The organism is Pedobacter yonginensis, from assembly GCF_003173595.1.
In the GTDB taxonomy this organism is placed as follows: domain Bacteria; phylum Bacteroidota; class Bacteroidia; order Sphingobacteriales; family Sphingobacteriaceae; genus Pedobacter; species Pedobacter yonginense.
The window spans coordinates 284,812-305,757 of sequence record NZ_QGNZ01000001.1 but is presented as its reverse complement, the minus strand read 5'-3'; the positions used below and the strand labels follow the sequence as shown (position 1 = coordinate 305,757).

General features: G+C 37.3%; 20 protein-coding genes. 9 read left to right on the top strand and 11 right to left on the bottom strand.

The genetic code is table 11. The features are described 5' to 3' along the window. Window positions 1–180 precede the first annotated feature (180 nt). Window positions 181–1,011, bottom strand: a complete 831-nt coding sequence (gene pyrF, locus DHW03_RS01480; RefSeq protein ID WP_109923985.1) for an orotidine-5'-phosphate decarboxylase — start codon at window positions 1,009–1,011, stop codon at window positions 181–183. A 423-nt stretch (window positions 1,012–1,434) separates the two neighbouring features. On the opposite strand from pyrF, the gene rho reads away from it, so the two are divergent. Beyond that, window positions 1,435–3,150: a transcription termination factor Rho gene (gene rho / locus DHW03_RS01475; protein ID WP_109923984.1), complete on the top strand. Its 1,716-nt coding sequence runs from the start codon at window positions 1,435–1,437 to the stop codon at window positions 3,148–3,150. A 125-nt stretch (window positions 3,151–3,275) separates the two neighbouring features. Beyond that, entirely contained in the window at window positions 3,276–3,962 is a 687-nt protein-coding gene (pssA, locus tag DHW03_RS01470) for a CDP-diacylglycerol--serine O-phosphatidyltransferase (RefSeq protein ID WP_109923983.1), read from the top strand. A gap of 15 nt (window positions 3,963–3,977) precedes the next feature. On the opposite strand, the gene DHW03_RS01465 is transcribed toward pssA, so the two are convergent. Next, window positions 3,978–4,349: an Hpt domain-containing protein gene (locus DHW03_RS01465; RefSeq protein WP_109923982.1), complete on the bottom strand. Its 372-nt coding sequence runs from the start codon at window positions 4,347–4,349 to the stop codon at window positions 3,978–3,980. 17 nt (window positions 4,350–4,366) lie between these two features. Further along, on the bottom strand, window positions 4,367–4,861 hold the full coding sequence (gene folK, locus DHW03_RS01460; RefSeq protein ID WP_109923981.1) for a 2-amino-4-hydroxy-6-hydroxymethyldihydropteridine diphosphokinase: 495 nt from the start codon (window positions 4,859–4,861) through the stop codon (window positions 4,367–4,369). Between the two features lie 52 nt (window positions 4,862–4,913). Here folK and sppA point away from each other — a divergent pair, with 52 nt between their 5' ends. Beyond that, entirely contained in the window at window positions 4,914–6,680 is a 1,767-nt protein-coding gene (gene sppA, locus DHW03_RS01455; protein ID WP_109923980.1) for a signal peptide peptidase SppA, read from the top strand. A gap of 47 nt (window positions 6,681–6,727) precedes the next feature. On the opposite strand, the gene DHW03_RS01450 is transcribed toward sppA, so the two are convergent. After that, on the bottom strand, window positions 6,728–7,360 hold the full coding sequence (locus DHW03_RS01450; protein WP_109923979.1) for a hypothetical protein: 633 nt from the start codon (window positions 7,358–7,360) through the stop codon (window positions 6,728–6,730). 88 nt (window positions 7,361–7,448) lie between these two features. On the opposite strand from DHW03_RS01450, the gene DHW03_RS01445 reads away from it, so the two are divergent. The 6 genes from DHW03_RS01445 (at window position 7,449) to murA (ending at window position 13,791) form a co-directional block, all read left to right on the top strand. Continuing rightward, a complete protein-coding gene (locus DHW03_RS01445) occupies window positions 7,449–9,134 on the top strand; it encodes a helix-hairpin-helix domain-containing protein (RefSeq protein WP_109923978.1) in 1,686 nt (561 codons plus the stop codon). A 114-nt stretch (window positions 9,135–9,248) separates the two neighbouring features. Next, window positions 9,249–9,851, top strand: coding sequence for a DUF4254 domain-containing protein (locus DHW03_RS01440; protein ID WP_109923977.1), 603 nt, complete (start codon window positions 9,249–9,251; stop codon window positions 9,849–9,851). Between the two features lie 14 nt (window positions 9,852–9,865). After that, a complete protein-coding gene (locus DHW03_RS01435) occupies window positions 9,866–10,897 on the top strand; it encodes a glycosyltransferase family 9 protein (RefSeq protein ID WP_109924963.1) in 1,032 nt (343 codons plus the stop codon). Further along, window positions 10,890–11,378 (top strand): SixA phosphatase family protein, encoded by a 489-nt coding sequence (locus DHW03_RS01430; RefSeq protein WP_109923976.1) that lies wholly within the window; start codon window positions 10,890–10,892, stop codon window positions 11,376–11,378. The genes DHW03_RS01435 and DHW03_RS01430 overlap by 8 nt, the downstream gene beginning before the upstream one ends. Before the next feature lie 314 nt (window positions 11,379–11,692). Then, the gene (locus DHW03_RS01425) at window positions 11,693–12,373 is read left to right on the top strand and encodes a DUF4290 domain-containing protein (protein ID WP_109923975.1); all 681 of its coding nucleotides are present in this window, start codon (window positions 11,693–11,695) and stop codon (window positions 12,371–12,373) included. A 92-nt stretch (window positions 12,374–12,465) separates the two neighbouring features. Next, complete coding sequence (gene murA, locus DHW03_RS01420; protein ID WP_109923974.1) at window positions 12,466–13,791, top strand: UDP-N-acetylglucosamine 1-carboxyvinyltransferase; 1,326 nt, start codon at window positions 12,466–12,468, stop codon at window positions 13,789–13,791. A 108-nt stretch (window positions 13,792–13,899) separates the two neighbouring features. Here the strand turns inward: murA and DHW03_RS01415 are convergent, their stop codons facing one another. The 7 genes from DHW03_RS01415 to DHW03_RS01385 all read right to left on the bottom strand — a co-directional run bounded on the left by DHW03_RS01415 (window position 13,900) and on the right by DHW03_RS01385 (window position 20,456). Then, on the bottom strand, window positions 13,900–15,261 hold the full coding sequence (locus DHW03_RS01415; RefSeq protein WP_109923973.1) for a pyridoxal-phosphate dependent enzyme: 1,362 nt from the start codon (window positions 15,259–15,261) through the stop codon (window positions 13,900–13,902). Window positions 15,262–15,528: 267 nt separating this feature from the next. Further along, window positions 15,529–16,623, bottom strand: a complete 1,095-nt coding sequence (gene dprA, locus DHW03_RS01410; protein ID WP_109923972.1) for a DNA-processing protein DprA — start codon at window positions 16,621–16,623, stop codon at window positions 15,529–15,531. Between the two features lie 60 nt (window positions 16,624–16,683). Beyond that, entirely contained in the window at window positions 16,684–16,950 is a 267-nt protein-coding gene (locus tag DHW03_RS01405) for a hypothetical protein (RefSeq protein WP_109923971.1), read from the bottom strand. Between the two features lie 140 nt (window positions 16,951–17,090). Next, entirely contained in the window at window positions 17,091–18,596 is a 1,506-nt protein-coding gene (locus DHW03_RS01400) for a S41 family peptidase (protein ID WP_109923970.1), read from the bottom strand. 8 nt (window positions 18,597–18,604) lie between these two features. After that, a complete protein-coding gene (locus DHW03_RS01395) occupies window positions 18,605–19,213 on the bottom strand; it encodes an HAD hydrolase-like protein (protein WP_109923969.1) in 609 nt (202 codons plus the stop codon). A 2-nt stretch (window positions 19,214–19,215) separates the two neighbouring features. Continuing rightward, window positions 19,216–19,689, bottom strand: a complete 474-nt coding sequence (locus tag DHW03_RS01390; RefSeq protein WP_109923968.1) for an ATP-grasp domain-containing protein — start codon at window positions 19,687–19,689, stop codon at window positions 19,216–19,218. 116 nt (window positions 19,690–19,805) lie between these two features. Continuing rightward, window positions 19,806–20,456 (bottom strand): ABC transporter ATP-binding protein, encoded by a 651-nt coding sequence (locus DHW03_RS01385; protein WP_109923967.1) that lies wholly within the window; start codon window positions 20,454–20,456, stop codon window positions 19,806–19,808. Between the last annotated feature and the right edge of the window lie 490 nt (window positions 20,457–20,946).

Sequence of the window (20,946 nt, the reverse complement as noted above, 5' to 3'; positions counted from 1 at the left end):
CGGAATCAAGGAATTCACGGAATGAAAATCCAAGCTCCGTGTCTTCTGTGCTTCCGTGGCTATTAATTGGTAAATAATATTTTTTGCCACGGAATCAAGGAATTCACGCAATGAAAATCCAAGCTCCGTGTCTTCTGTGCTTACAGGACTTTTAAGAATGGGATAGCTCCAAATAGCTTTCTAAACTAAATTGGCCTCAACCAAAATTTGTTCCATTTCTTTTTGCAATTTCAACGCCTCCTCCCTGGCCCTTTCCGCAAAATCTTCACCCTTGCTTGCATAGATAATTCCCCTTGACGAGTTGATCAACAATCCACATTGGGCGTTTAAGCCATATTTACATACCTCTTGCAAATCGCCTCCTTGTGCGCCCACGCCGGGAACCAAAAGAAAATGCTCTGGAGCTAATCTGCGTACATCAGCAAATGCTGCCCCGCGAGTTGCACCAACCACATACATCATCTGCTCGCTGGTGGCCCAATTTTGAGAAGTTTTTAAAACTTTTTCAAAAAGACGTTCCGAACCAATTTCTAGCAATTGAAAATCTGCATGACCAGAATTGGAGGTTAAAGCCAATAGGATTACCCACTTATCTTTAAATGTAAGAAAAGGGGTAACAGAATCGCTTCCCATATAGGGTGCTACCGTTACAGCATCAAAACTCATGTCAGAGGATGCTCTATTAAAAAATGTTTCGGCATACATGGCAGATGTATTTCCTATATCTCCGCGTTTTGCATCGGCAATAGAGAAAATATCCTTTGGGATGTAGTTGGAAGTTTCTATTAATGTTTCCCACCCCTTTTTCCCATAACATTCGTAAAAAGCCGTGTTCGGTTTGTAAGCCACACACAAATCTTTTGTTGCATCGATAATCTGTTTATTGAATTCCAAAATAGGATTTTCGTATTTTAACAGGTGTTGTGGAATTTTATCCAGTGATGAATCCAATCCTACACATAAAAATGATCGCTTTTTTTGAATCTGTTCGAAAAGTTGTTTCTTGGTCATATAAGGGCTTATCAGCTGCAAATATGAAGATTTTTAAGTTTTTAAGACGACTAAAAGGGTTGTATATGAAGTTTTTTTATAAACAATTTAAACTTTTCCTTGCAGATTACGTTTCAAATACATACAATTGCACCATAATTTCTCAATCGTTTATCTGAATATCCCAGAAAAATTTATCAAAACTTGTTTTTTGTTACCATTTTCTAAAAGCGAATTTTCGTTTTTTATTCAGCTTGTAAACATTTTATGAAACCATTTTGAGTAACTCCAAAACCCACTCAAGCAAGTTTTGTAATCTTAGAATTTATACGCAATTAAACCGCAATGGCTTGTGCCAACACAAATACAAAGCCTGTGCACATTTATAGCAGAAAACGTCCGTTATAAAAAAAATGAAAATTTCTTGAAACATATATATTTAGAATGTTCAGTAAAACAGAATTAAATGATAAGCTCACATCAGAATTACGTGAGCTTGCAAAAACCTATGGCATTGAAGCTGCCGACTCCCTTAGAAAAATCGATCTTGTTGAAGTGCTCTTACACCAGCAGGAAATTATAAATGCTGTTAAATCAGGCGCAGATCCTTATAGCGAACCTGAAGTAGCACCTGTAGCAGCTCCTGTTGCTAAAACAAAAGCAACCAAAGCAGAAAAAGCACCTAAAGTTGCAGCTGAAAGCACCAGCTCAGAAAAACCCGTTAAAAAGAGAGCACGATTAAGTAAAGATGAACCTGTTGCTCCAGTTGAAAGACGCAGAGAATCAGTAACTTTATTTGATGAGCCACAACATCAACAACAACCAGAAAGACAGCCAGATCGGATAATCGAATCAGAAGAAGGTGGTAGCAAACCAATTTCTGAATTAATTGAAGAAAGTGCTGAGCCGGTAGCCGTTGTTACCAAACAAAGACCAGAACAAAAAGAAAAGCAAGATAAAGGTCAGCGCGACGAAAATCGCCAACCAAAGCAACCAGGTGGTGGCAATCACCATAAAAACGAAAACAGTTACTCAAATCTTGATTTCGATAATGTAATCACCAATGAAGGTGTTTTAGAAATTATGCCAGATGGTTATGGCTTCTTGCGTTCGGCAGACTATAACTATTTAACCTCTCCTGATGATATTTACGTTTCTCAGTCTCAAATTAAACTTTTCGGTTTAAAAACTGGCGATACGGTTAAAGGAAGTATTCGCCCGCCAAAAGAAGGTGAAAAATATTTCCCTTTAGTGCGTGTAGAAACCATTAATGGAAGAATCCCCGCAGAAGTGCGTGATCGAGTTCCTTTCGATTATTTAACTCCACTTTTCCCAACGGAAAAATTAAATTTATTTACGGATAACAACAATTACTCAACCCGTATAATGGATTTGTTTACACCAATTGGTAAAGGACAGCGTGGTTTAATTGTTGCACAACCCAAAACAGGTAAAACCAATTTACTTAAAGAAGTTGCAAATGCAATTGCCAAGAACCATCCAGAAGTTTATTTAATTATTCTTTTAATTGATGAGCGCCCGGAAGAGGTTACCGATATGGCTAGAAGTGTAAGGGCTGAAGTAATTGCATCTACTTTCGACGAACCAGCAGATCGCCATGTAAAAATTGCAAATATTGTTTTAGAAAAAGCAAAGCGTTTGGTAGAGAGCGGACACGATGTAGTTATTCTATTGGATTCAATTACTCGTTTAGCAAGAGCTTACAACACTACAGCACCTGCTTCTGGCAAAATATTATCTGGAGGTGTTGATGCAAATGCATTACACAAACCAAAACGTTTCTTTGGAGCTGCCCGTAACATTGAAAATGGTGGTTCGTTAACCATTTTAGCTACAGCTTTAACGGATACTGGTTCAAAAATGGATGAAGTAATTTTCGAAGAATTTAAAGGTACTGGTAATATGGAACTTCAGTTGGATCGTAAATTATCCAACAAACGAATATTCCCTGCTATTGACATTACGGCCTCGAGCACACGTCGTGATGATCTTTTATTGGATAGAGATACCTTGCAACGTGTTTGGATCTTAAGAAACCACCTTGCAGATATGAATAGCCAAGAAGCTATGGAATTTGTTCAGGCTCAAATAAAAGGCACAAAAAGCAACGAAGAATTCTTAATTTCGATGAACGGTTAATAAGATTATAAAAAAGCTGTAAGACTTTAAGTCTTGTTTAGGGGCTACAGTCTTGCAGCTTTACATTTTCGAGATTTATTACAAACTCAAAAACCCAATCTCAAAAGCATATACCTTAATTCCAAATGAAAAGGCACATCCCCAATGCAATTACCTGTGCAAACCTTTTTTCTGGCTGTATAGGAATTGTTTTCGCATTTAAAGGCAATTTAGAAGTGGCAGCATATTTCGTTATTCTTTCGGGCATATTCGATTTTTTTGATGGAATGGTTGCCCGATTATTAAACGTAAAATCTGCAATTGGAAAAGATTTAGATTCGCTGGCAGATATGGTAAGCTTCGGTTTCCTGCCAGGTGTTGTTATGTTCCAACTCCTCACATCAAGCGATTATGCCTCTATATATTTGCCTTACTTAGGATTTTTAATTACCGTTTTCTCTGCCTTGCGTTTGGCAAAGTTCAACAACGATGCTCGTCAAACTGATGATTTCATTGGTTTGAACACACCGATGAATACGTTATTCATCTGCTCACTACCTTTTATTGCCAAAGATTATCCAGATGTTATTCATTCCAGTATCTTACTCATTGGAATAATAGCCGTAACTAGTTATTTGTTGGTTAGTGAGATCAAAATATTTTCGCTGAAATTTAGCAACTTGAGCTGGGCAAAAAACAAGGTAAAATTTATTTTCCTGATTTTATCGGCATTGCTTATCGGTTTTTTGCAATTCGCGGCCATACCTTTTATTTTGGTATTGTACATCGCCCTTTCTTTTCTACACTTCAAAGGTGTAGCTAAAGAAATTTAATAAATTTGGCAGCAATTATCCAGAAACAATTTCCCTTTTAGCAACCTCAAGTTGCTTGTAAATTACGTTCACTAGAACTTTAAGCTGTTCTACATAAACTGGAATATCCTCTACTTCAATCTCATTTCGAGCATTATCTTCAATGGTTTGAACAAAGTCTCTAACATCTGTCCTACCCAGATAACTAAACGTTGGTTTAATTCTGTGGGCACAGTTAGCTACTTTAGCCCAATTTTCGATAGAAAGCGCTTGATCTAGCTCAGCTAAATAAATTGGGGTTTGTTTTAAAAACGTATCAAAAACTTCGACCAAAAACTCTGGATTATGGCCTACCATTTCCGTAAGATATGATAAATCCAAGGGATGATTATCATGTTTATCTTGCATAATGCTAATTTAATTATTTACAATTTCTTAACCGCTAAATTATCTATATTTTTTTTTGTTAAGTCTGATATGGTGAGATTTAGAACTGGGTGTACAATCTCAGCAGCAATTTCGTTCAATGGCTCCATTACAAATTTCCTAAATTGCATTTGCGGATGGGGAACTTGCAGTTTGTGTTCAATATTAATCACTTCATCACCAAATAAAATGATATCAATATCTATTAACCTTTCTCCCCACTTCTCTATGCGTATTCTACCCAATCTAAGTTCTATTTCAAGGGCCTTTTCCAAAACCTCAATGGCAGATAGGGGGGTTTCAACTGCAATTGCCTGATTAATGAACACAGGTTGATCTGTTTTTCCCCAGGCCTCTGTTTGGTAACGCGATGATTTTTTTGATATTACACCTATATTTTCGGCAATTAACCGCAACGATTCGTCTAGAATTTCTTCTCTATTTCCTAAATTACTACCCAGTAACAAATAAGCAGTTGTATGCTCTAATGCCATATTAAGCCTCGTGTATTTTTATATCTTTACAAATCAAAATTAAAACATTTAAATGAGAGAATTTTTTAAATATCTATTTGCCTCAATGTTAGGCTTTTTCCTATCCCTTGTGATTGTAATTGTTGTTTTTGTGGTTTTTATTATGGTTGCCATTTCATCAATAGATAGTGATAAAACTACTGTTGTTGGTAATAATTCAGTCCTATTTTTGGATCTAGACCAAGCCATTACCGAACGCACACCCAAAAACCCATTTGGTAATTTTCCAATTGTTGGTGGCGAGGAAAAAGATGGAATTGGTTTAAGTGATTTGTTAAGAGGAATTGCAAGGGCTAAAACAGACGATAATATTAAATGTATCTACCTCAATGTAAGCAGTCCGAATGCAGGATTTGCAACCATGCGTGAGGTTAGAAATGCTTTGATTGATTTTAAGAAATCGGGCAAACAAATTATTTCTTATAGTGAGGTTTACACTCAAGGTGCGTACTATTTAGCATCAGCATCAAACAAGGTTTATTTAAACCCAGAAGGTGCTTTAGAATTTAAGGGTTTCAGTTCAGAACTTACTTTCTTCAAAGGAACTTTAGAAAAGATTGGGGTAGAAATGCAGGTGATTCGGGTTGGAAACTATAAAAGTGCTGTAGAGCCATTCATTCTCGATAAAATGAGTGATTATAACCGCAAACAGGTTACCGCGTATGTTGGTGGTTTGTACAATACTTTTTTAACTGATATTTCAGATACCAGAAAGCTTCAGAAAGACAGTTTGTATAATGTTGCAAATGATTATAAAATTAGAGAACCTCAAGATGCCCTAAATTTTAAAATGATTGATGGATTGAAATATAAAGATCAAATTTTAGAGGAATTAAAGCGCTTATCTAGTCGATCAAAAAAAGAAAATATCATTTCAGTTTCTATTAACGATTATATCAAAAACAATACAACTACAGGTTCTGGAAAAGATAAGGTAGCCGTTATCTACGCTAATGGCGAAATAACAGGTGGAGAGGGTTCTGATAATACCATTGGTTCTGAAAGAATTTCAAGAGCCATTCGTAAAGCACGTTTAGATGATGACATTAAAGCGATTGTGTTACGTGTAAACTCTCCAGGTGGAAGCGCCCTAGCCTCTGACGTGATTTGGAGAGAGATTGTGCTCACCAAAAAAGTGAAGCCAGTAATGGCCTCATTTGGAGATGTTGCTGCATCTGGCGGCTACTATATTGGTTGTGCAGCAGATAGCATTTTTGTTCAGCCAAATACCATTACTGGCTCCATTGGTGTTTTCGGACTTATTCCAAATTTCCAAAACCTAATGACTAATAAATTGGGAATTACCTTTGATGGTGTTAAAACAGGTAAGTATGCCGATATTATGGCAACTAACCGACCAATGACCCAAGGAGAGCGATTCATCATCCAAAATGAGTTGAACAGAATTTACAGTGGTTTCGTTAGCCGAGTGGCCGATGGAAGAAAGAAAAGCAAAGCTTACATCGACAGTATTGGGGGTGGCCATGTATGGATTGGGACTGACGCAGTACAAATTGGACTGGCAGACCGAATTGGAAGTTTTAATGATGCAATTAAAGCCGCAGCAAAAAAAGCCAAACTGAAAGATTATAAAGTGGTAGAATATCCAGATGTGATTGACCCTTTAAAATCGTTGTTGGAAGAAAGCACAGATAAAATTAAAACTTATTACACCAAACAAGAACTTGGTGAAAATTATATGCTTTATCAGCAAATGAAAAAAGTTGTTGCCAGTTCAGGCATCCAAGCAAGAATGCCTTTTGAAGCTGTAATCAAGTAAGAAAAACTAATTATAAAGTGAGGAATGAGCGTGCGCTCATTCCTTTTTTATTGCTCAACCAATTTCCACTCTGGATGCAAGGTTAAATAGGTGCCATTAACAGCTGCATTTTTTTGATGAACGGTTAAAGAAATACTTTTCCCTTTAACAAACTCAAAACCAATACCTTCTGTTTTCGAATCATAAACGGTAACGCTATCTTTCGCCTCGTTAATATAGGTCGCAACTTTTATTAAATCAGGGTACTTAACTTGGGTATCACTCAGCGTTCTGTTTGTTCCAAAGCCATCCTGAGTTTTAAACTGATTAGAGGTAATTCTAATTTGCTTAACATCCTTACTGGTTAAGGTAGTATCTTTATAAGAGGAGTAGATGGCCAGCTCATTACTAAGGCCACCATTAGAATTTTTGTTGTACCAAATACCCCAAGCCTTGCCCATAGCGGCGTCACCAGCGTCGGGCCTACCCAATCTTTTACCAACAGTTTCCATATCTTCGCCAAGAGATATCTCTCCTACTGATCTACCCGGAACAACTAAATATCTTTCATCCACAATTTTTCCGGGACCAGACTCGATACTTTCGATTGAATCAGCCTTACTGGTATCATTTGTTTTTGAGAATTGACAGGAAGCAAAACTTAAGCTCAGGCCTACAAGGAAAATGTTGATAGATTTCATAATTGAAGAACAATAATTTAAGAAAATTGTGTGCAGAATCTCACCACTAAATGGTGTTTTAAAGCATTATTTTCTAATTTTACACCTTATGGAGAACAAAACCATTGCTCGCACCCTACGCTTACTGTCGCAGTTAATGGAACTGCACAATGAAAACCCTTTTAAAATAAAATCAATAGCAAATGCTTATTTTAAAGTGGATAAATTGCCCTTCGCATTACGAGATAAGCCTATTGAGGAGATTGATCAAATAGAAGGCATTGGGAAAGGCTTGGCTTCAAAAATTATCGAACTGCTTCAAACAGGAGAACTGAAAGAGCTAGAAGATATTATTCAGAAAACCCCAGCAGGTGTTGTTGAAATGCTAGCCATTAAGGGAATTGGACCTAAGAAAATCTCCATAATTTGGCATACACTCCACATCGAAAGTATTGGAGAGCTCTATTATGCCTGTAACGAAAACCGGTTAATAGAAGCAAAAGGCTTTGGTTTAAAAACGCAGGAAGAGATTAAGAATGCCATTGAATTTAAACTGGCTGCAAATGGTCGGTTTTTGTATGCACAAGTGGAGGGTTTCGCCAGTACCTTGTTCACACAGCTTTCGGCATGGCTGGTAAAAATAGATCACGATGCGTTAATGGGCTTCGCGGGGCAATATCGACGTGCTTGCGAAATCATAGATGAACTGGATATTGTGATAGGTGCAGAACATCTAGAGGCGGTTATCGAGAATATGACTTCATTTTCGCCTTTATCGCTTATCCAAGCAGAAGATTGTTTCATTGCCACTACTGAAGCTGGTTTTAGAATAAGGCTTTACGTAGTAGAAAAAACAGCCTTTTACCTAGAGTGGTTTAAGCTAACGGGAAATCCGGGGCATGTTAAAAAAGTGTTAAATTTAGCTGGGAACGGGCCATTTATGAACGAACGCGACATTTATAGCCAAGCTGGATTAGCCTTTATTGAGCCAGAACTCCGCGAGGATTTTGATGAAATTGAATTGGCAAAGCACAATAATCTGCCTACTTTAATTCAATACGAAGATTTAAAAGGCAGTTTACACAACCACTCCACGTGGTCAGATGGTGTGCACACTTTAGAACAAATGGCACTGTATTGCAAGGAGCAATTAAACCTGCAATATCTTGGAATTTGCGACCACTCTAAAACAGCTGTTTATGCAAAGGGATTAAATGAGCAAAGGGTGTTTGGGCAGCATCAAGAAATAGATGCCTTGAACCAAAAACTTGCACCATTTAAAATTTTTAAAGGCATAGAAAGCGATATTTTAAGCGATGGATCTTTAGATTATTCGGATGATATTTTGAAAACCTTTGATTTTGTTGTGGCTTCCGTGCACAGTAATTTGAGAATGGATGAAGCAAAGGCAACAGCCAGATTGTTAAAGGCTATCGAAAACCCATATACTACAATCCTTGGTCACCCAACCGGAAGATTATTACTCAGTCGTGCCGGCTATCCGATAGATTATAAAAAGATTATTGATGCCTGTGCAGCTAACCAAGTGGTGATAGAAATTAATGCAAATCCGTTGCGCTTAGATTTGGATTGGCGCTGGCACCGCTATGCTTTAGAAAAAGGCGTTTTACTATCTGTAAATCCTGATGCGCACAGAATGGAAGGATTTAACGACATGCAGTACGGCATATTGGTTGCACGTAAGGGTGGCCTAAGTGCTGATAAATGTTTAAATGCCTTTACTTTGGATCAAATAAACGAATATTTTGAAAGCAAGAAGGCTCGTAAACTTTGAGGAACCTTGAGCCAACTAGGCTTTACAATTTAAAACCAACACAACATTTTTTGGAAAGCCTATCCCCTGCTTTCGGAAAAATCATTCTATTTAATCTTTTAATATCTTTGTGCCATGATAAGTGAAATTGCAAACCGGATCTTTAATGAGGCCATTACAGACTACCATAAATTTAATGATATCGATCAACCCGTAGAAAATCCATACGATGCAGCAAGTTTAGAACATTTATTATACGTTAAAAACTGGATTGATACGGCACAATGGCACATGGAAGATGTGGTTAGAAATCCAAGTATCGATCCGGTAGAGGGTTTAAGCTGGAAAAGAAGAATCGATGCTCAAAATCAGGTACGTACAGATATGGTGGAGTTTATTGATGGATACTTTCTAAATCTTTACCAAGATATTTCGGCTTTGCCTGATGCTAAAATCAATACAGAAAGCCCAGCTTGGGCAATTGATCGCCTTTCTATTTTGGCCTTAAAAATATATCATATGAAAGAAGAGGCAGAACGTGCAACCGCATCTGCCGAGCATCGTGCGCAATGCCAAACCAAGCTTGATATACTTCTATCCCAACGGGATGATTTATCAAATAGCATTAACGAATTATTGGCCGACATTGAAGCTGGCAAAAAATACATGAAAGTATATAAGCAAATGAAGATGTACAACGATCCAAGCTTAAATCCGGTGTTGTACAATAAAGCATAAAAATGCCCACAGCAATGGCATCATCAGAAAAAATTATCGTTTTACGTTTTTCAGCCATGGGAGATGTGGCCATGGTTGCTTCAGTGTTACGGGAATTTTCTGTGCAAAACCCAACTGTTGAAATGATCATGGTGAGTAGGCCTGCCTTCGAACCATTTTTCGATGGCATAAAAAACCTAATGTTCTACCCCATCCAGCCAAAAACCATACACAAAGGTGTTTTAGGCCTCTTTAAACTTTATAAAGCGCTCAAACGTTACCAACCGAGTGCTATTGCTGATTTGCACGACAACATACGAAGTCGGGTGCTATCCTCTTTTTTCCGGTTATCTGGAATAAAAATAGAACGAATGGATAAGGGAAGGGCAGAAAAAAAAGCTTTAACCCGCACAAAGGATAAGATATTTAAACCCCTGCGCCAAACCGTAGAGCGCTATGCAGATGTTTTTAGGAATTTAGGTTTTCGCGTAAATTTAAGCCACAAACTTAGCAAGTCACCTAAAAAAATGTCAGACAGAGCGGAAACCCTATTTTCCAATCAGAATTCAAAGAAAATTGGCATCTCCCCTTTTGCCCAACATGTTTACAAAGTGTATCCTATCAAAAAAATGGAGCACGTAATTTCTGCATTAAGTAAAACGGGCTATGAACTTTTCATTTTTGGAGGGGGTATAGCCGAACAAGAGATAGCTGAAAATTGGCATAAACGCTATTCAAACACCCATAATTTGATTGGAAATTTTAGTTTAAGAGAAGAATTGGCAATCATCTCTAATCTGGATTTAATGTTGAGCATGGATTCGTCTGGTATGCATATGGCATCATTAGAAGGTATTCCGGTAGTTTCTATCTGGGGGCCAACGCATCCATACGCCGGTTTTTTGGGCTACGGACAATCAGAAGGTGATTGCATCCAAATCGATCACCCTATTCGCCCTAACTCTATTTACGGAAACAAACCTTGCCTATGTGGTGTTGATAATTGCATGGACTTAATTGAGCCCAAAACAATTGTAAATAAGATTAACGAAAAATTGAATGAGTAAAAAATTACTATTGGTTCGTCATGCTAAATCGGATTGGGGAAATATTGATTTAAAAGATTTTGACAGACCATTAAATAAACGAGGGAAAGACAATGCGCCAGAAATGGCCCAAAGATTACTAAAGAGAGGCTTTAACTTTGATTTGATGGTGAGCAGTCCGGCAAAGAGGGCGCTCACTACAGCCAGGTTTTTTGCAGAAGCCTATAATGTTGGGGAAATTAACTTAGAACCAAGAATTTATGAGGCCAACACAACCACGCTATTAAACATTGTTAATGATTTACCTGATGATGCAGAAACAGTTGTGTTATTTGGCCATAACGGTGGCTTAACGGATTTTGCTAATGAATTATGTGATGGTGATATCTACAACATCCCTACGGCGGGTATGGCATTAATCGCCTTCCCCTTTGATGCTTGGAAAATGGTAAGCAGAGGTACTGGCGAACTTGTTTTCTTTGATTTCCCCAAAAATGTATAAAGTTCTTAATGGCTTGGAAAGTTTTCACCCGAAGCGTATTTTACTGTGTTAATCAAACCTGATTGCAATGAAAAGCCCCAATTTTCAATTGGGCTTGTAATGTAAAGCAGGACTAAAACTTACCAAGAATTACTGAACGTTCATTTCCAAAATAAAATCTAAAATCATAAGGGTGAATTTGTAATTTTAACTATCTTTGAACTATAAATAACGAAAGTCCGGCAATAGACATTTCGGTGAATTCATAACCTCATCTCTTTTGGTTATTTCATAATTCGTATCGCCGGAAAATTTATCCATTAAATTATCTGTACATGAATTTTGATTATAATACTACGCGTAGCCATTTAATATTATCTGAATATGGCCGAAACGTACAAAATATGGTGAAGTATATTTGCGAATTGCCCACTATTGAAGAACGTAATAAATATGCCCAAGCGGTTATTGACTTGATGGGATTTTTGCAACCACATTTGCGTGATGTGGCCGATTTTAAGCATAAACTTTGGGATCACCTACACATTATTTCTGGCTATCAGATTGATGTGGATAGTCCCTACCCTAAGCCATTAATCGAAAATGCATACATAAAGCCTGAGCCTCTTTCTTACCCTCAACAGCGAATTACCTACAAGCACTATGGTAAAACGGTTGAAGTTTTGATTGAAAAAGCGATGCGCGAAGAAAATCCAGAGCAGAAAAAGGCTATGGTACAGGGCATTGCAAACTTCATGAAGATGGCCTATGTTACTTGGAATAAGGATAACGTGAGCGATGATACCATTATAAAAGATTTGAAATATTTGTCTGGCGGCTTACTTTCTCTTGATGAAGGTGTTAATTTGGCGAAGGTTGAGTTTAGAGCACAAAACCCCCGTCAAAATAATAGCAACAACAATCGCGGAAGAACCAACAACAATAACAACAACGGAAAAAACCGTCAGAACAACAATAACAGAAGACCGAATAACAACAATAAACCTAAATATTAAAAGTTAAGGTATAAAGCAAATGGTGGCGGGCAATTGAAAAATTTTGCGTTGAAACAATTTCTTAGATACTTAAGACTAAATACAAAAAATATATGAACGCATTTGAAATAACAGGCGGAATTAAGTTAAAGGGCGAAATAACTCCACAGGGCGCTAAAAACGAAGCATTACAGATTTTATCGGCAGTTTTGCTTACAGAACAAAAGATTACGATTAGCAATATTCCTGATATTAAAGATGTTAATAAACTGATTGAGTTATTAGGCGATTTGGGTGTAAAAGTTGAACGGATTAATAAAGATACGTACACTTTTGAGGCTAAAAATATTGATTTAAATTTCTTCGAATCAGATACGTTTAAAGCAAAAGGCGGAGGGCTTAGGGGTTCTATCATGATTGTTGGACCACTTTTGGCACGTTTTGGTAAAGCCGCAATCCCTAAACCAGGTGGCGATAAAATTGGACGTAGAAGATTAGACACCCACTTTATCGGTTTTGAAAAATTGGGTGCAAAGTTTATTTACGATAGCAAAAAAGCATTTTTTAATGTTGATGCTACGGACTTAAAGGGTGCCTACATTTTATTAGATGAAGCCTCTGTTACCGGAACAGCGAATATTGTAATGGCAGCCGTTTTAGCTAAAGGCACAACCACAATTTATAACGCCGCTTGCGAACCTTACTTACAGCAGCTTTGTAAAATGCTGAATCGCATGGGTGCGAAAATCTCTGGTATTGGTTCGAACTTGCTCACTATTGAAGGGGTTAAAGTTTTGGGCGGAACAGAACATAGAATGTTGCCCGATATGATTGAGATTGGATCTTTCATTGGTATGGCCGCTATGACTGAATCGGAAATTACCATCAAAAACGTTTCTTATGATGAGCTTGGCGTAATTCCTGAAGTTTTTAAAAAACTCGGCATAAAATTGGAGCGCAGAGGTGATGATATTTATGTTCCTTCTCAAAAACATTATGAAATTGATACCTTCATAGACGGTTCAATTTTAACCATTGCAGATTCTCCTTGGCCAGGATTCACTCCTGATTTACTGAGCATTGTGTTGGTTGTGGCTACACAGGCTAAAGGAAATGTTTTAATTCACCAAAAAATGTTTGAAAGCCGTTTGTTCTTTGTAGATAAATTGATTGACATGGGCGCTCAAATTATTCTTTGCGATCCGCACCGTGCTACCGTTAATGGTATCGATAAGAAATACAAACTGAGAGGGATTAGCATGACTTCTCCAGATATTAGAGCAGGTGTTTCCCTATTGATTGCTGCACTATCTGCCGAAGGCAAATCGACCATTTACAACATCGAACAAATAGAAAGAGGATATCAAGATATTGATACCCGACTACGTGCGCTGGGGGCTCAAATTAAGCGTGTAAATGCAGATGCGCCAAGTCATTAAAGTACAAAAGTTTACAGCTTAATCAACAGCCCAACTTGTTTAAATTAAAAATGCCCAAGTAAATAATTACTTGGGCATCTTTATTTTCCGGTTATAATTTTCTTTCAACTATCCCGAAATCGCATTGATAATATCGTATTGTGTGATGATTTCGATTTTACCTGATGCATCTTCAACCAGTACAGCAGAATTTTCCTTATTAATCAGGGAAGAAATTTTATCAATCGAAGTATTTAAATCCACAAATGGAAAAGTAGCCGTCATGATTTCTGAAATCGGAGCAGATTTCAACCCCGGGTTTTCCAACAAGGCCGTAAGAATATCACTTTCAGCAATTTTACCCACAATCATTCCCTGTTGAGTAACCGGTATTTGTGAGATGTTCATTGATTTAATGGTGTTGATTGCTTCCAAAACAGTTTTAGTTGCATCGAGTGTTACAATTTCTGTCGATTCTTTTTTGGCCAATATGGATTTGGCGGTTAACTTTTCATCCTGTAAAAAGCCGCGTTCGCGCAACCAATCCTCATTATACATTTTACCCATATATCGGCTTCCATGATCGTGAAAGATAACCACTACTACATCTTCTGGTTTTAATTTATCTTTTAATTGAATTAAACCACCAATTGCAGCACCAGCGGAATTGCCAACAAAAATACCTTCTTTGCGGGCAATGTCGCGCGTCATTAAAGCCGCATCTTTATCCGTTACTTTTTCAAATAAATCAATTACATCGAAGTTAACATTAGCTGGTAAAAAGTCTTCACCAATGCCTTCTGTTATGTATGGGTAAATTTCATCCTTATCAAAGATGCCCGTTTCTTTATATTTCTTGAAAACAGAACCATAGGTATCAATACCCCATACCTGAATGTTTGGATTTTTCTCTTTTAAGTATTTGCCTGTTCCAGAAATGGTTCCACCTGTACCAACGCCTACAACCAAATGGGTAATCTTACCCTCTGTTTGTGCCCAAATTTCTGGCCCAGTTTGCTCATAATGTGCTTGAGAGTTTGCCAAGTTATCGTATTGATTGGGTTTCCAAGAATTTGGAACTTCGCGTTCAAGGCGAGAAGAAACGGAGTAATAAGAACGTGGGTCTTCTGGCTCTACGTTTGTAGGACAAACGATTACTTCAGCTCCGAAAGCCCTTAGTGCATCAACCTTTTCTTTAGATTGTTTATCTGTGGTGGTGAAAATACATTTGTATCCTTTTATGATTGCAGCCATAGCAAGGCCCATTCCGGTATTGCCTGAAGTTCCTTCAATAATGGTTCCACCAGGTTTTAGCTTACCACTTCTCTCCGCATCTTCAATCATTTTAACCGCCATGCGGTCTTTAATGGAATTACCAGGGTTGGTTGTTTCTATTTTAGCTAGAATCGTTCCAGGAACTCCCTTTGTTATCGTGTTTAATTTAACCAGTGGCGTATTGCCGATGGTTTCTAAAATATTATTGTACCACATAGACGCAAAATTAAGCAAAGGCATTAAGTATTTTATAAACTATATTTTATTTGAAACATAATTTCGAAAATGTAAATTAAATAGAATTTTATTGCATTATCTATAAAAACAATAGGCATTATAGATTGATTATTTGTTGATTCCAATTTTTATGTAAGCTTCCAAATCTTATTACTAATAATTTTTGTTAAGATCTAGAAGGCGATGGATCATATATTAAAATTGTTATTGGATATCAGCATCCCGTTCGCCCTCAATTAAATTTCTTTAGGCAAGTTTATAAACCTTCCCTGGTAAAGAAACAACTATGCCCTGCATCTCTAACGTAAGAATTACGATTGCCAACTTGCTTTGTTGGATGTTTAGTGCAATTGACAGCTCATCTATAGCCAATTGACCATCTTTCAATGCATGAACTACATTTTGCTCATTGGTGGTAAGGCCAATATGCAAAGCCGTTTGAGCCTGCTTTTTCTGTTGTTTTACCTCATCATCCCAGCCCAAATAATAAATTAAATCTTTAGCATTATTAATTAAACCGGCTCTATTGGTCTTTATCAAAAAATTACAGCCTTCAGAATATAAATCATTGGTTCTACCCGGAAAAGCATATACGTCCTTATTGTAAGAATTAGCAATTTCTGCTGTAATTAAGGCACCCCCTTTTATCGAGGCTTCAACAACAATCGTTGCATCGGCGATGCCTGCAATAATTCGATTCCTTTGAGGAAAATTCTGTCGATCGGGATTTGTGCCTGTTGGAAATTCGGTTAACAAACCACCGTTTTGAACCATTTTTTGTGAAACCGATTTATGAAGCTGAGGATATAAACGATCTAAACCATGTCCCAAAACACCTACCGTAGCCACCTCATTTCCAATACATTCTTTGTGGGTAGCCACATCAATACCGTAAGCCAAACCACTTACCACCAAAACATCGTAAGGAGCTAATACCTCTATAAGTTGTTTACACAAATTTCGTCCATATTCTGTTGCGTTTCTTGTTCCAACAACGCTAAGAATGCGGGTTTGATTTAAATTTGCATTACCCTTATAGTATAAAAGGATCGGCGAATCGAAACAGTTTTTTAAACGTTTTGGATAATTATCATCAGAAAAGAACAAAACTTCAATGTTATGCTTTGTGATAAAATCGTATTCCTCTTGCGCCCTGCTTAATGCGTTTGTATTGAGTATGGTCTCAACAGTTTTCTCGCCAATCCCCGGAATTTGCAGGAGTTGCTTTTTACTCGCTGAAAAAACATTTTCGGCGCTACCACAATAAGCAAGTAAGTTTTTGGCCGTAATTGGTCCAATCGATTTTATAAAGGTTAATGCAATTTTGTGAAGCGTACTCATTCATATTTAAGCTAAGGTGAATAAATGCTTGGGATGATTTATTTCCTTTTTTACCAGCGCTTAAAAATCAATGTCGATCAAACTTTTCAATGGAATGTGAATGTTGCTTTTTAACTGGATGTATTTTTCTGTTACCGCCCAAACTGTAGTATCTACCTTTTTCGGGCCAATGGTGGTGTTAAAGGTGATGGTGGCTTTGGCCTTAAATTCATTTCCCAATCGCTGGGCTTCAGCTAGTTTAGTTTTTAATTCCTCACTATGATCTTCTTTAGCATTTATTATGTTTAGGTAGCTTATATGTTCTTTTTCTACAATTTCTATCGGCATGGTATCTTTTTAACGATTAATGTTAAACAAGCTTATTAATTTTTTATAAAAAAAACAACCTTTAAATGTGCTTTCTTTTTTTTAGACCATAAAAAAACCAGCATGCAAGCATGCTGGTTCTTAAATCAAAATCAATTCATTTACTTAAATTTCATTTTCCTACTTTCAACCATACCTTTAAACTCATGGTCTAACTGTCCATTTGCACGATCAATCACTGCCCTATTGGCGGCAGATGTACTGCTTATAGAATTATCTTTTAAATAGGATGTAAAACTACCATTTGCAGTGTAATATAATGCTTGGGCCAACAATGATTCAGATGGATCACCAAAATCCTTTGTAAGATCATCTACCAAATCTTTATCCACTGTCATACCATCAAAATAATCGCCAAAGTTTACGGAGTTTTTGGTTTGAAACTGAGGAATATATAAATCCGATTTGTTAATGCGGATAGCGAAAAACCCAACGGGCTTGCCATAAGTTTTACGACCAATCAACTTCACATCCATTACCGGCTTTAAGTTATTGATAACCAACTCACTTGCTGATGCTGTAGAACCTGTAACAATAAAATATACGCGAGATATGTTTAAAGCACCGCGTTTTTTAAATGATTCTTGGTTACCTGCGGCCATAGTGGGTTTAAACGAGTAATCGAAAAATGAATACAATCTCGTTACTCCATCCGTACCCTGAGCATAAAATTTCTGATTTTGCAAAATGGTCGCTTGGGCATCTTGCATGGTTTGATTGTAGTACGTAGTGTACATAACTTTACCCGTTTGTGCAGCAGGAGCGATTAAATTGGTCAATATTTCTGCTGTATTAACCGAGCCACCACCGTTATATCTTAAATCTACAACCAACTCCGTTATACCATCTGTGGTAAACTTAGTGAAGGCATTATCCAATAAGGTTGCGGCATTTGTAGTAAAGCTATTGAAAACAATATAGCCAACTTTTTTCGCTCCAACGGTGTAGGTATTGGTATAAAGAACTGGGTTAATGGCATAAACACCACGATTAACTGTCACCTCGAATACAGTTTTATCTGTTTTCTCCACGGTTAAGGTAATCGATGGGTTACTCCCAAATATAGCCGCATTCAAAAAATCTACATCGGCTTGAGTAGCTCTAGAAACCGGTGAGCCATTTATTCTCATTATGGTGTAACCTCTTTTTAAATTAGCCGTTGCTGATGGTGAATTTGCATACACATACTTGATGCGAAGCAAATTACTTGAATCGAAGTTTGCCGAAAAGCCATAATCTCCACCTACACCACCCAGCTGACCGGCGACTGATCCGTCATCAATAAAGGAATATTTATCTTTCCCCCCATTGCTGGCTAAGCCTCTGATAGCGCTTACCACTTGTTCACTCGATGAATATTTCCTCGGATTAAACGCATCATAGCTTGGCATGCCTACATTCCAAAAATAGGTTTGCTTTGCGTAAAGATAAATTGAATCACGAGTTAAGAAATCTCGATTGGTGGTTGATGTTTGCAAAGCGTTACTTTCCGTAACCGAAGGACTTGCATCAACGGCTTTCTCACTTTTTTTACAAGATGTTGTAATCCCCAACACAATTAACAAAACGCATAAATAGCGGTTTTGCGAAGTAATTTTTCCAAGCATATTTTATATTATCTGTAGATTTTAGGTGACACAATATACGGTATATTAATTAATTTAGATTGTGCCTCATCAAATTTATTTGCACCAACAACTAACGCATCTTTTGGAGATAAATTATTGTTAAAGAGCAAGTTTTGATAAATTTCTGATTTAGGCTTCTCCAATTCATCTACAAAGAAAACAGTGAGGTATTTTTCAAGTCCATTCCACTCGGTTTGCTTGATTTTGTTGAGCTGCTGGATGGGATTGCCAGCCGTTACAATAAATATCTTTTTTCGATCAACAACCAACTCCTGCATAAACGCCAACATATTTTTAAAAAGCAGGAGTTTTAATGGCAGTCGAGCATTTTGATGAAGTAAATCAAAGTTGTGTTTATAGGAATCGGCCAAATCAAATTGAATGGCTGTCTTTTCAAAAAGCTGCTCCGCCCCATTCGATTCATATTCCAAGCGCATGAAATCGAGAATAGCCTGCGCACTTTTTTGTTCTGAATATTCTATAAACTGCGCAAAAAGATAATACACCTGCAATAAATAATCCTTCTCCGGAAAAAGAACATCATCCAGTTCGAATATTACAACTTGCTTATCTTTAGCGAATTGATGTGCATCCATATTTATATCGTAAAAAGTTTAAAGCCCTCCTTGTTAAAGGCAAATACTCCGTTCAAGTTTTTATAGTCAACTTTAGGAAGATCTGTATTGCTGGTAAAAATACACTCGCCACTAATGAATACAGCAAAATCCGGGAAAGTTGGAGCTTTTTCACCCAGATATTGATCGATAACTTCAGCCTCTGGAAGCACTACCTGTATGCCATATTCTCCAAATAAAACGGATGATTTTGCGATTGCTAAAACCTCAAAGTTATGCAAGGGGATAATGCTATCAATCGCTTCGGTAATGCAGAAATTTAAAAGGATATGCGCAATGCTGTCTTCATTAAGCTTGCCCAAGCTGGCAAATGCATACTTTTCAGTATTGATTACAGGAATTTCTCCGTAATCTGCCAATAAAACAAAGTGATTTGGAAATGCCTTTAAAAGCTTTAGGGCTTTAGCATGATTTCCACCAGTAATAAGTATTTTCAAAATTTGAATATAATAGGTGTGTAATTGTGTTTTACAACGGTTTATCTAAATTGATTAAGCGAACTTTATTAGATGTATATCGTGGAACAAAAGTTATAAACGAAGTAAATCTACCCTTAAACAATCAATCCATCTTTCATTGTCACCACCCGATCGCTGGTTTTAGCCAAGTGTTCGTTGTGCGTAACAATTACAAAAGTTTGCTGAAAATTGTCTCTTAAACTCACAAAAAGTTGGTGTAAAGCTGCCGCATTTTCAGAATCCAAATTTCCTGAAGGTTCATCGGCTAAAATGATAGCAGGATTATTAACTAAAGCCCTGGCAATGGCCACGCGTTGCTGTTCGCCACCCGAAAGTTGGTTGGGTTTATGGTTAACGCGATCTTTTAGTCCAAAAAGATCCAACAACTCTAGCGCCCTTGTTTCAGCTTGTTTTTTAGGGGTTTTAGCGATAAATGCTGGAATACAAACGTTTTCTAAGGCGCTAAATTCAGGCAGTAAATGATGAAATTGAAACACAAAACCAATATTTTGATTTCTAAAATTACTCAACAAATTGCCACTTAATTCACTAATCATAGTCCCCTTCAATTTAACTGTACCTTCGTCTGGCTGATCTAGAGAACCCAAAATATGCAACAAGGTGCTCTTCCCAGCCCCCGATGGGCCAATTATGCTTACAATCTCTCCTTTTTGCACTTCAAAATTTACACCTTTTAAAATGGGCAAATTCCCGTACGACTTTCTTACATCAGTGGCTTTTAGCATGCTCAAATTTAGTAAAAAAATGGAAAGACCGAAGACCAAAGCTTAAAGCTGAAAGACTAAAGACCAAAGCTTAAAGCTGAAAGACCAAAGCTTAAAGCTGAAAGACCAAAGACTAAAGCCGAAAGACCGAAGACCGAAGCTTAATGCCGAAAGACCAAAGCTTAAAGCTGAAAGACCGAAGTTGAAAGACCGAAGACCGAAGCTTAATGCCGAAAGACCAAAGCTTAAAGCTGAAAGACCGAAGTTGAAAGACCGAAGACCGAAGCTTAAAGCCGAAAGACAAAAGCTTAGAGCCGAAAGCCCAAATACAAAGGAACAATACTAAAACCTAAAAGGAAAGCAAAAACAGCGAAAGAAAAACAGACTAAAAGCAGGCTTATCGTAGTAGAAAAAAACTTTAGGAATTTTGTACTTGGCTTTCCCCTTTGGTCTTTCAGCTTTGGTCTTTCCCCTTTAGCCTTTTCACCTTTTCCCTTTGGTCTTTCCCCTT

What these genes read in the sequence shown, in the direction of transcription:
- pyrF (WP_109923985.1), bottom strand. Translation starts at nt 1,011, where the DNA reads ATGACCAAGAAACAACTTTTCGAACAGATTCAAAAAAAGCGATCATTT.
- rho (WP_109923984.1), top strand. Translation starts at nt 1,435, where the DNA reads ATGTTCAGTAAAACAGAATTAAATGATAAGCTCACATCAGAATTACGT.
- pssA (WP_109923983.1), top strand. Translation starts at nt 3,276, where the DNA reads ATGAAAAGGCACATCCCCAATGCAATTACCTGTGCAAACCTTTTTTCT.
- DHW03_RS01465 (WP_109923982.1), bottom strand. Translation starts at nt 4,349, where the DNA reads ATGCAAGATAAACATGATAATCATCCCTTGGATTTATCATATCTTACG.
- folK (WP_109923981.1), bottom strand. Translation starts at nt 4,861, where the DNA reads ATGGCATTAGAGCATACAACTGCTTATTTGTTACTGGGTAGTAATTTA.
- sppA (WP_109923980.1), top strand. Translation starts at nt 4,914, where the DNA reads ATGAGAGAATTTTTTAAATATCTATTTGCCTCAATGTTAGGCTTTTTC.
- DHW03_RS01450 (WP_109923979.1), bottom strand. Translation starts at nt 7,360, where the DNA reads ATGAAATCTATCAACATTTTCCTTGTAGGCCTGAGCTTAAGTTTTGCT.
- DHW03_RS01445 (WP_109923978.1), top strand. Translation starts at nt 7,449, where the DNA reads ATGGAGAACAAAACCATTGCTCGCACCCTACGCTTACTGTCGCAGTTA.
- DHW03_RS01440 (WP_109923977.1), top strand. Translation starts at nt 9,249, where the DNA reads ATGATAAGTGAAATTGCAAACCGGATCTTTAATGAGGCCATTACAGAC.
- DHW03_RS01435 (WP_109924963.1), top strand. Translation starts at nt 9,866, where the DNA reads ATGGCATCATCAGAAAAAATTATCGTTTTACGTTTTTCAGCCATGGGA.
- DHW03_RS01430 (WP_109923976.1), top strand. Translation starts at nt 10,890, where the DNA reads ATGAGTAAAAAATTACTATTGGTTCGTCATGCTAAATCGGATTGGGGA.
- DHW03_RS01425 (WP_109923975.1), top strand. Translation starts at nt 11,693, where the DNA reads ATGAATTTTGATTATAATACTACGCGTAGCCATTTAATATTATCTGAA.
- murA (WP_109923974.1), top strand. Translation starts at nt 12,466, where the DNA reads ATGAACGCATTTGAAATAACAGGCGGAATTAAGTTAAAGGGCGAAATA.
- DHW03_RS01415 (WP_109923973.1), bottom strand. Translation starts at nt 15,261, where the DNA reads ATGTGGTACAATAATATTTTAGAAACCATCGGCAATACGCCACTGGTT.
- dprA (WP_109923972.1), bottom strand. Translation starts at nt 16,623, where the DNA reads ATGAGTACGCTTCACAAAATTGCATTAACCTTTATAAAATCGATTGGA.
- DHW03_RS01405 (WP_109923971.1), bottom strand. Translation starts at nt 16,950, where the DNA reads ATGCCGATAGAAATTGTAGAAAAAGAACATATAAGCTACCTAAACATA.
- DHW03_RS01400 (WP_109923970.1), bottom strand. Translation starts at nt 18,596, where the DNA reads ATGCTTGGAAAAATTACTTCGCAAAACCGCTATTTATGCGTTTTGTTA.
- DHW03_RS01395 (WP_109923969.1), bottom strand. Translation starts at nt 19,213, where the DNA reads ATGGATGCACATCAATTCGCTAAAGATAAGCAAGTTGTAATATTCGAA.
- DHW03_RS01385 (WP_109923967.1), bottom strand. Translation starts at nt 20,456, where the DNA reads ATGCTAAAAGCCACTGATGTAAGAAAGTCGTACGGGAATTTGCCCATT.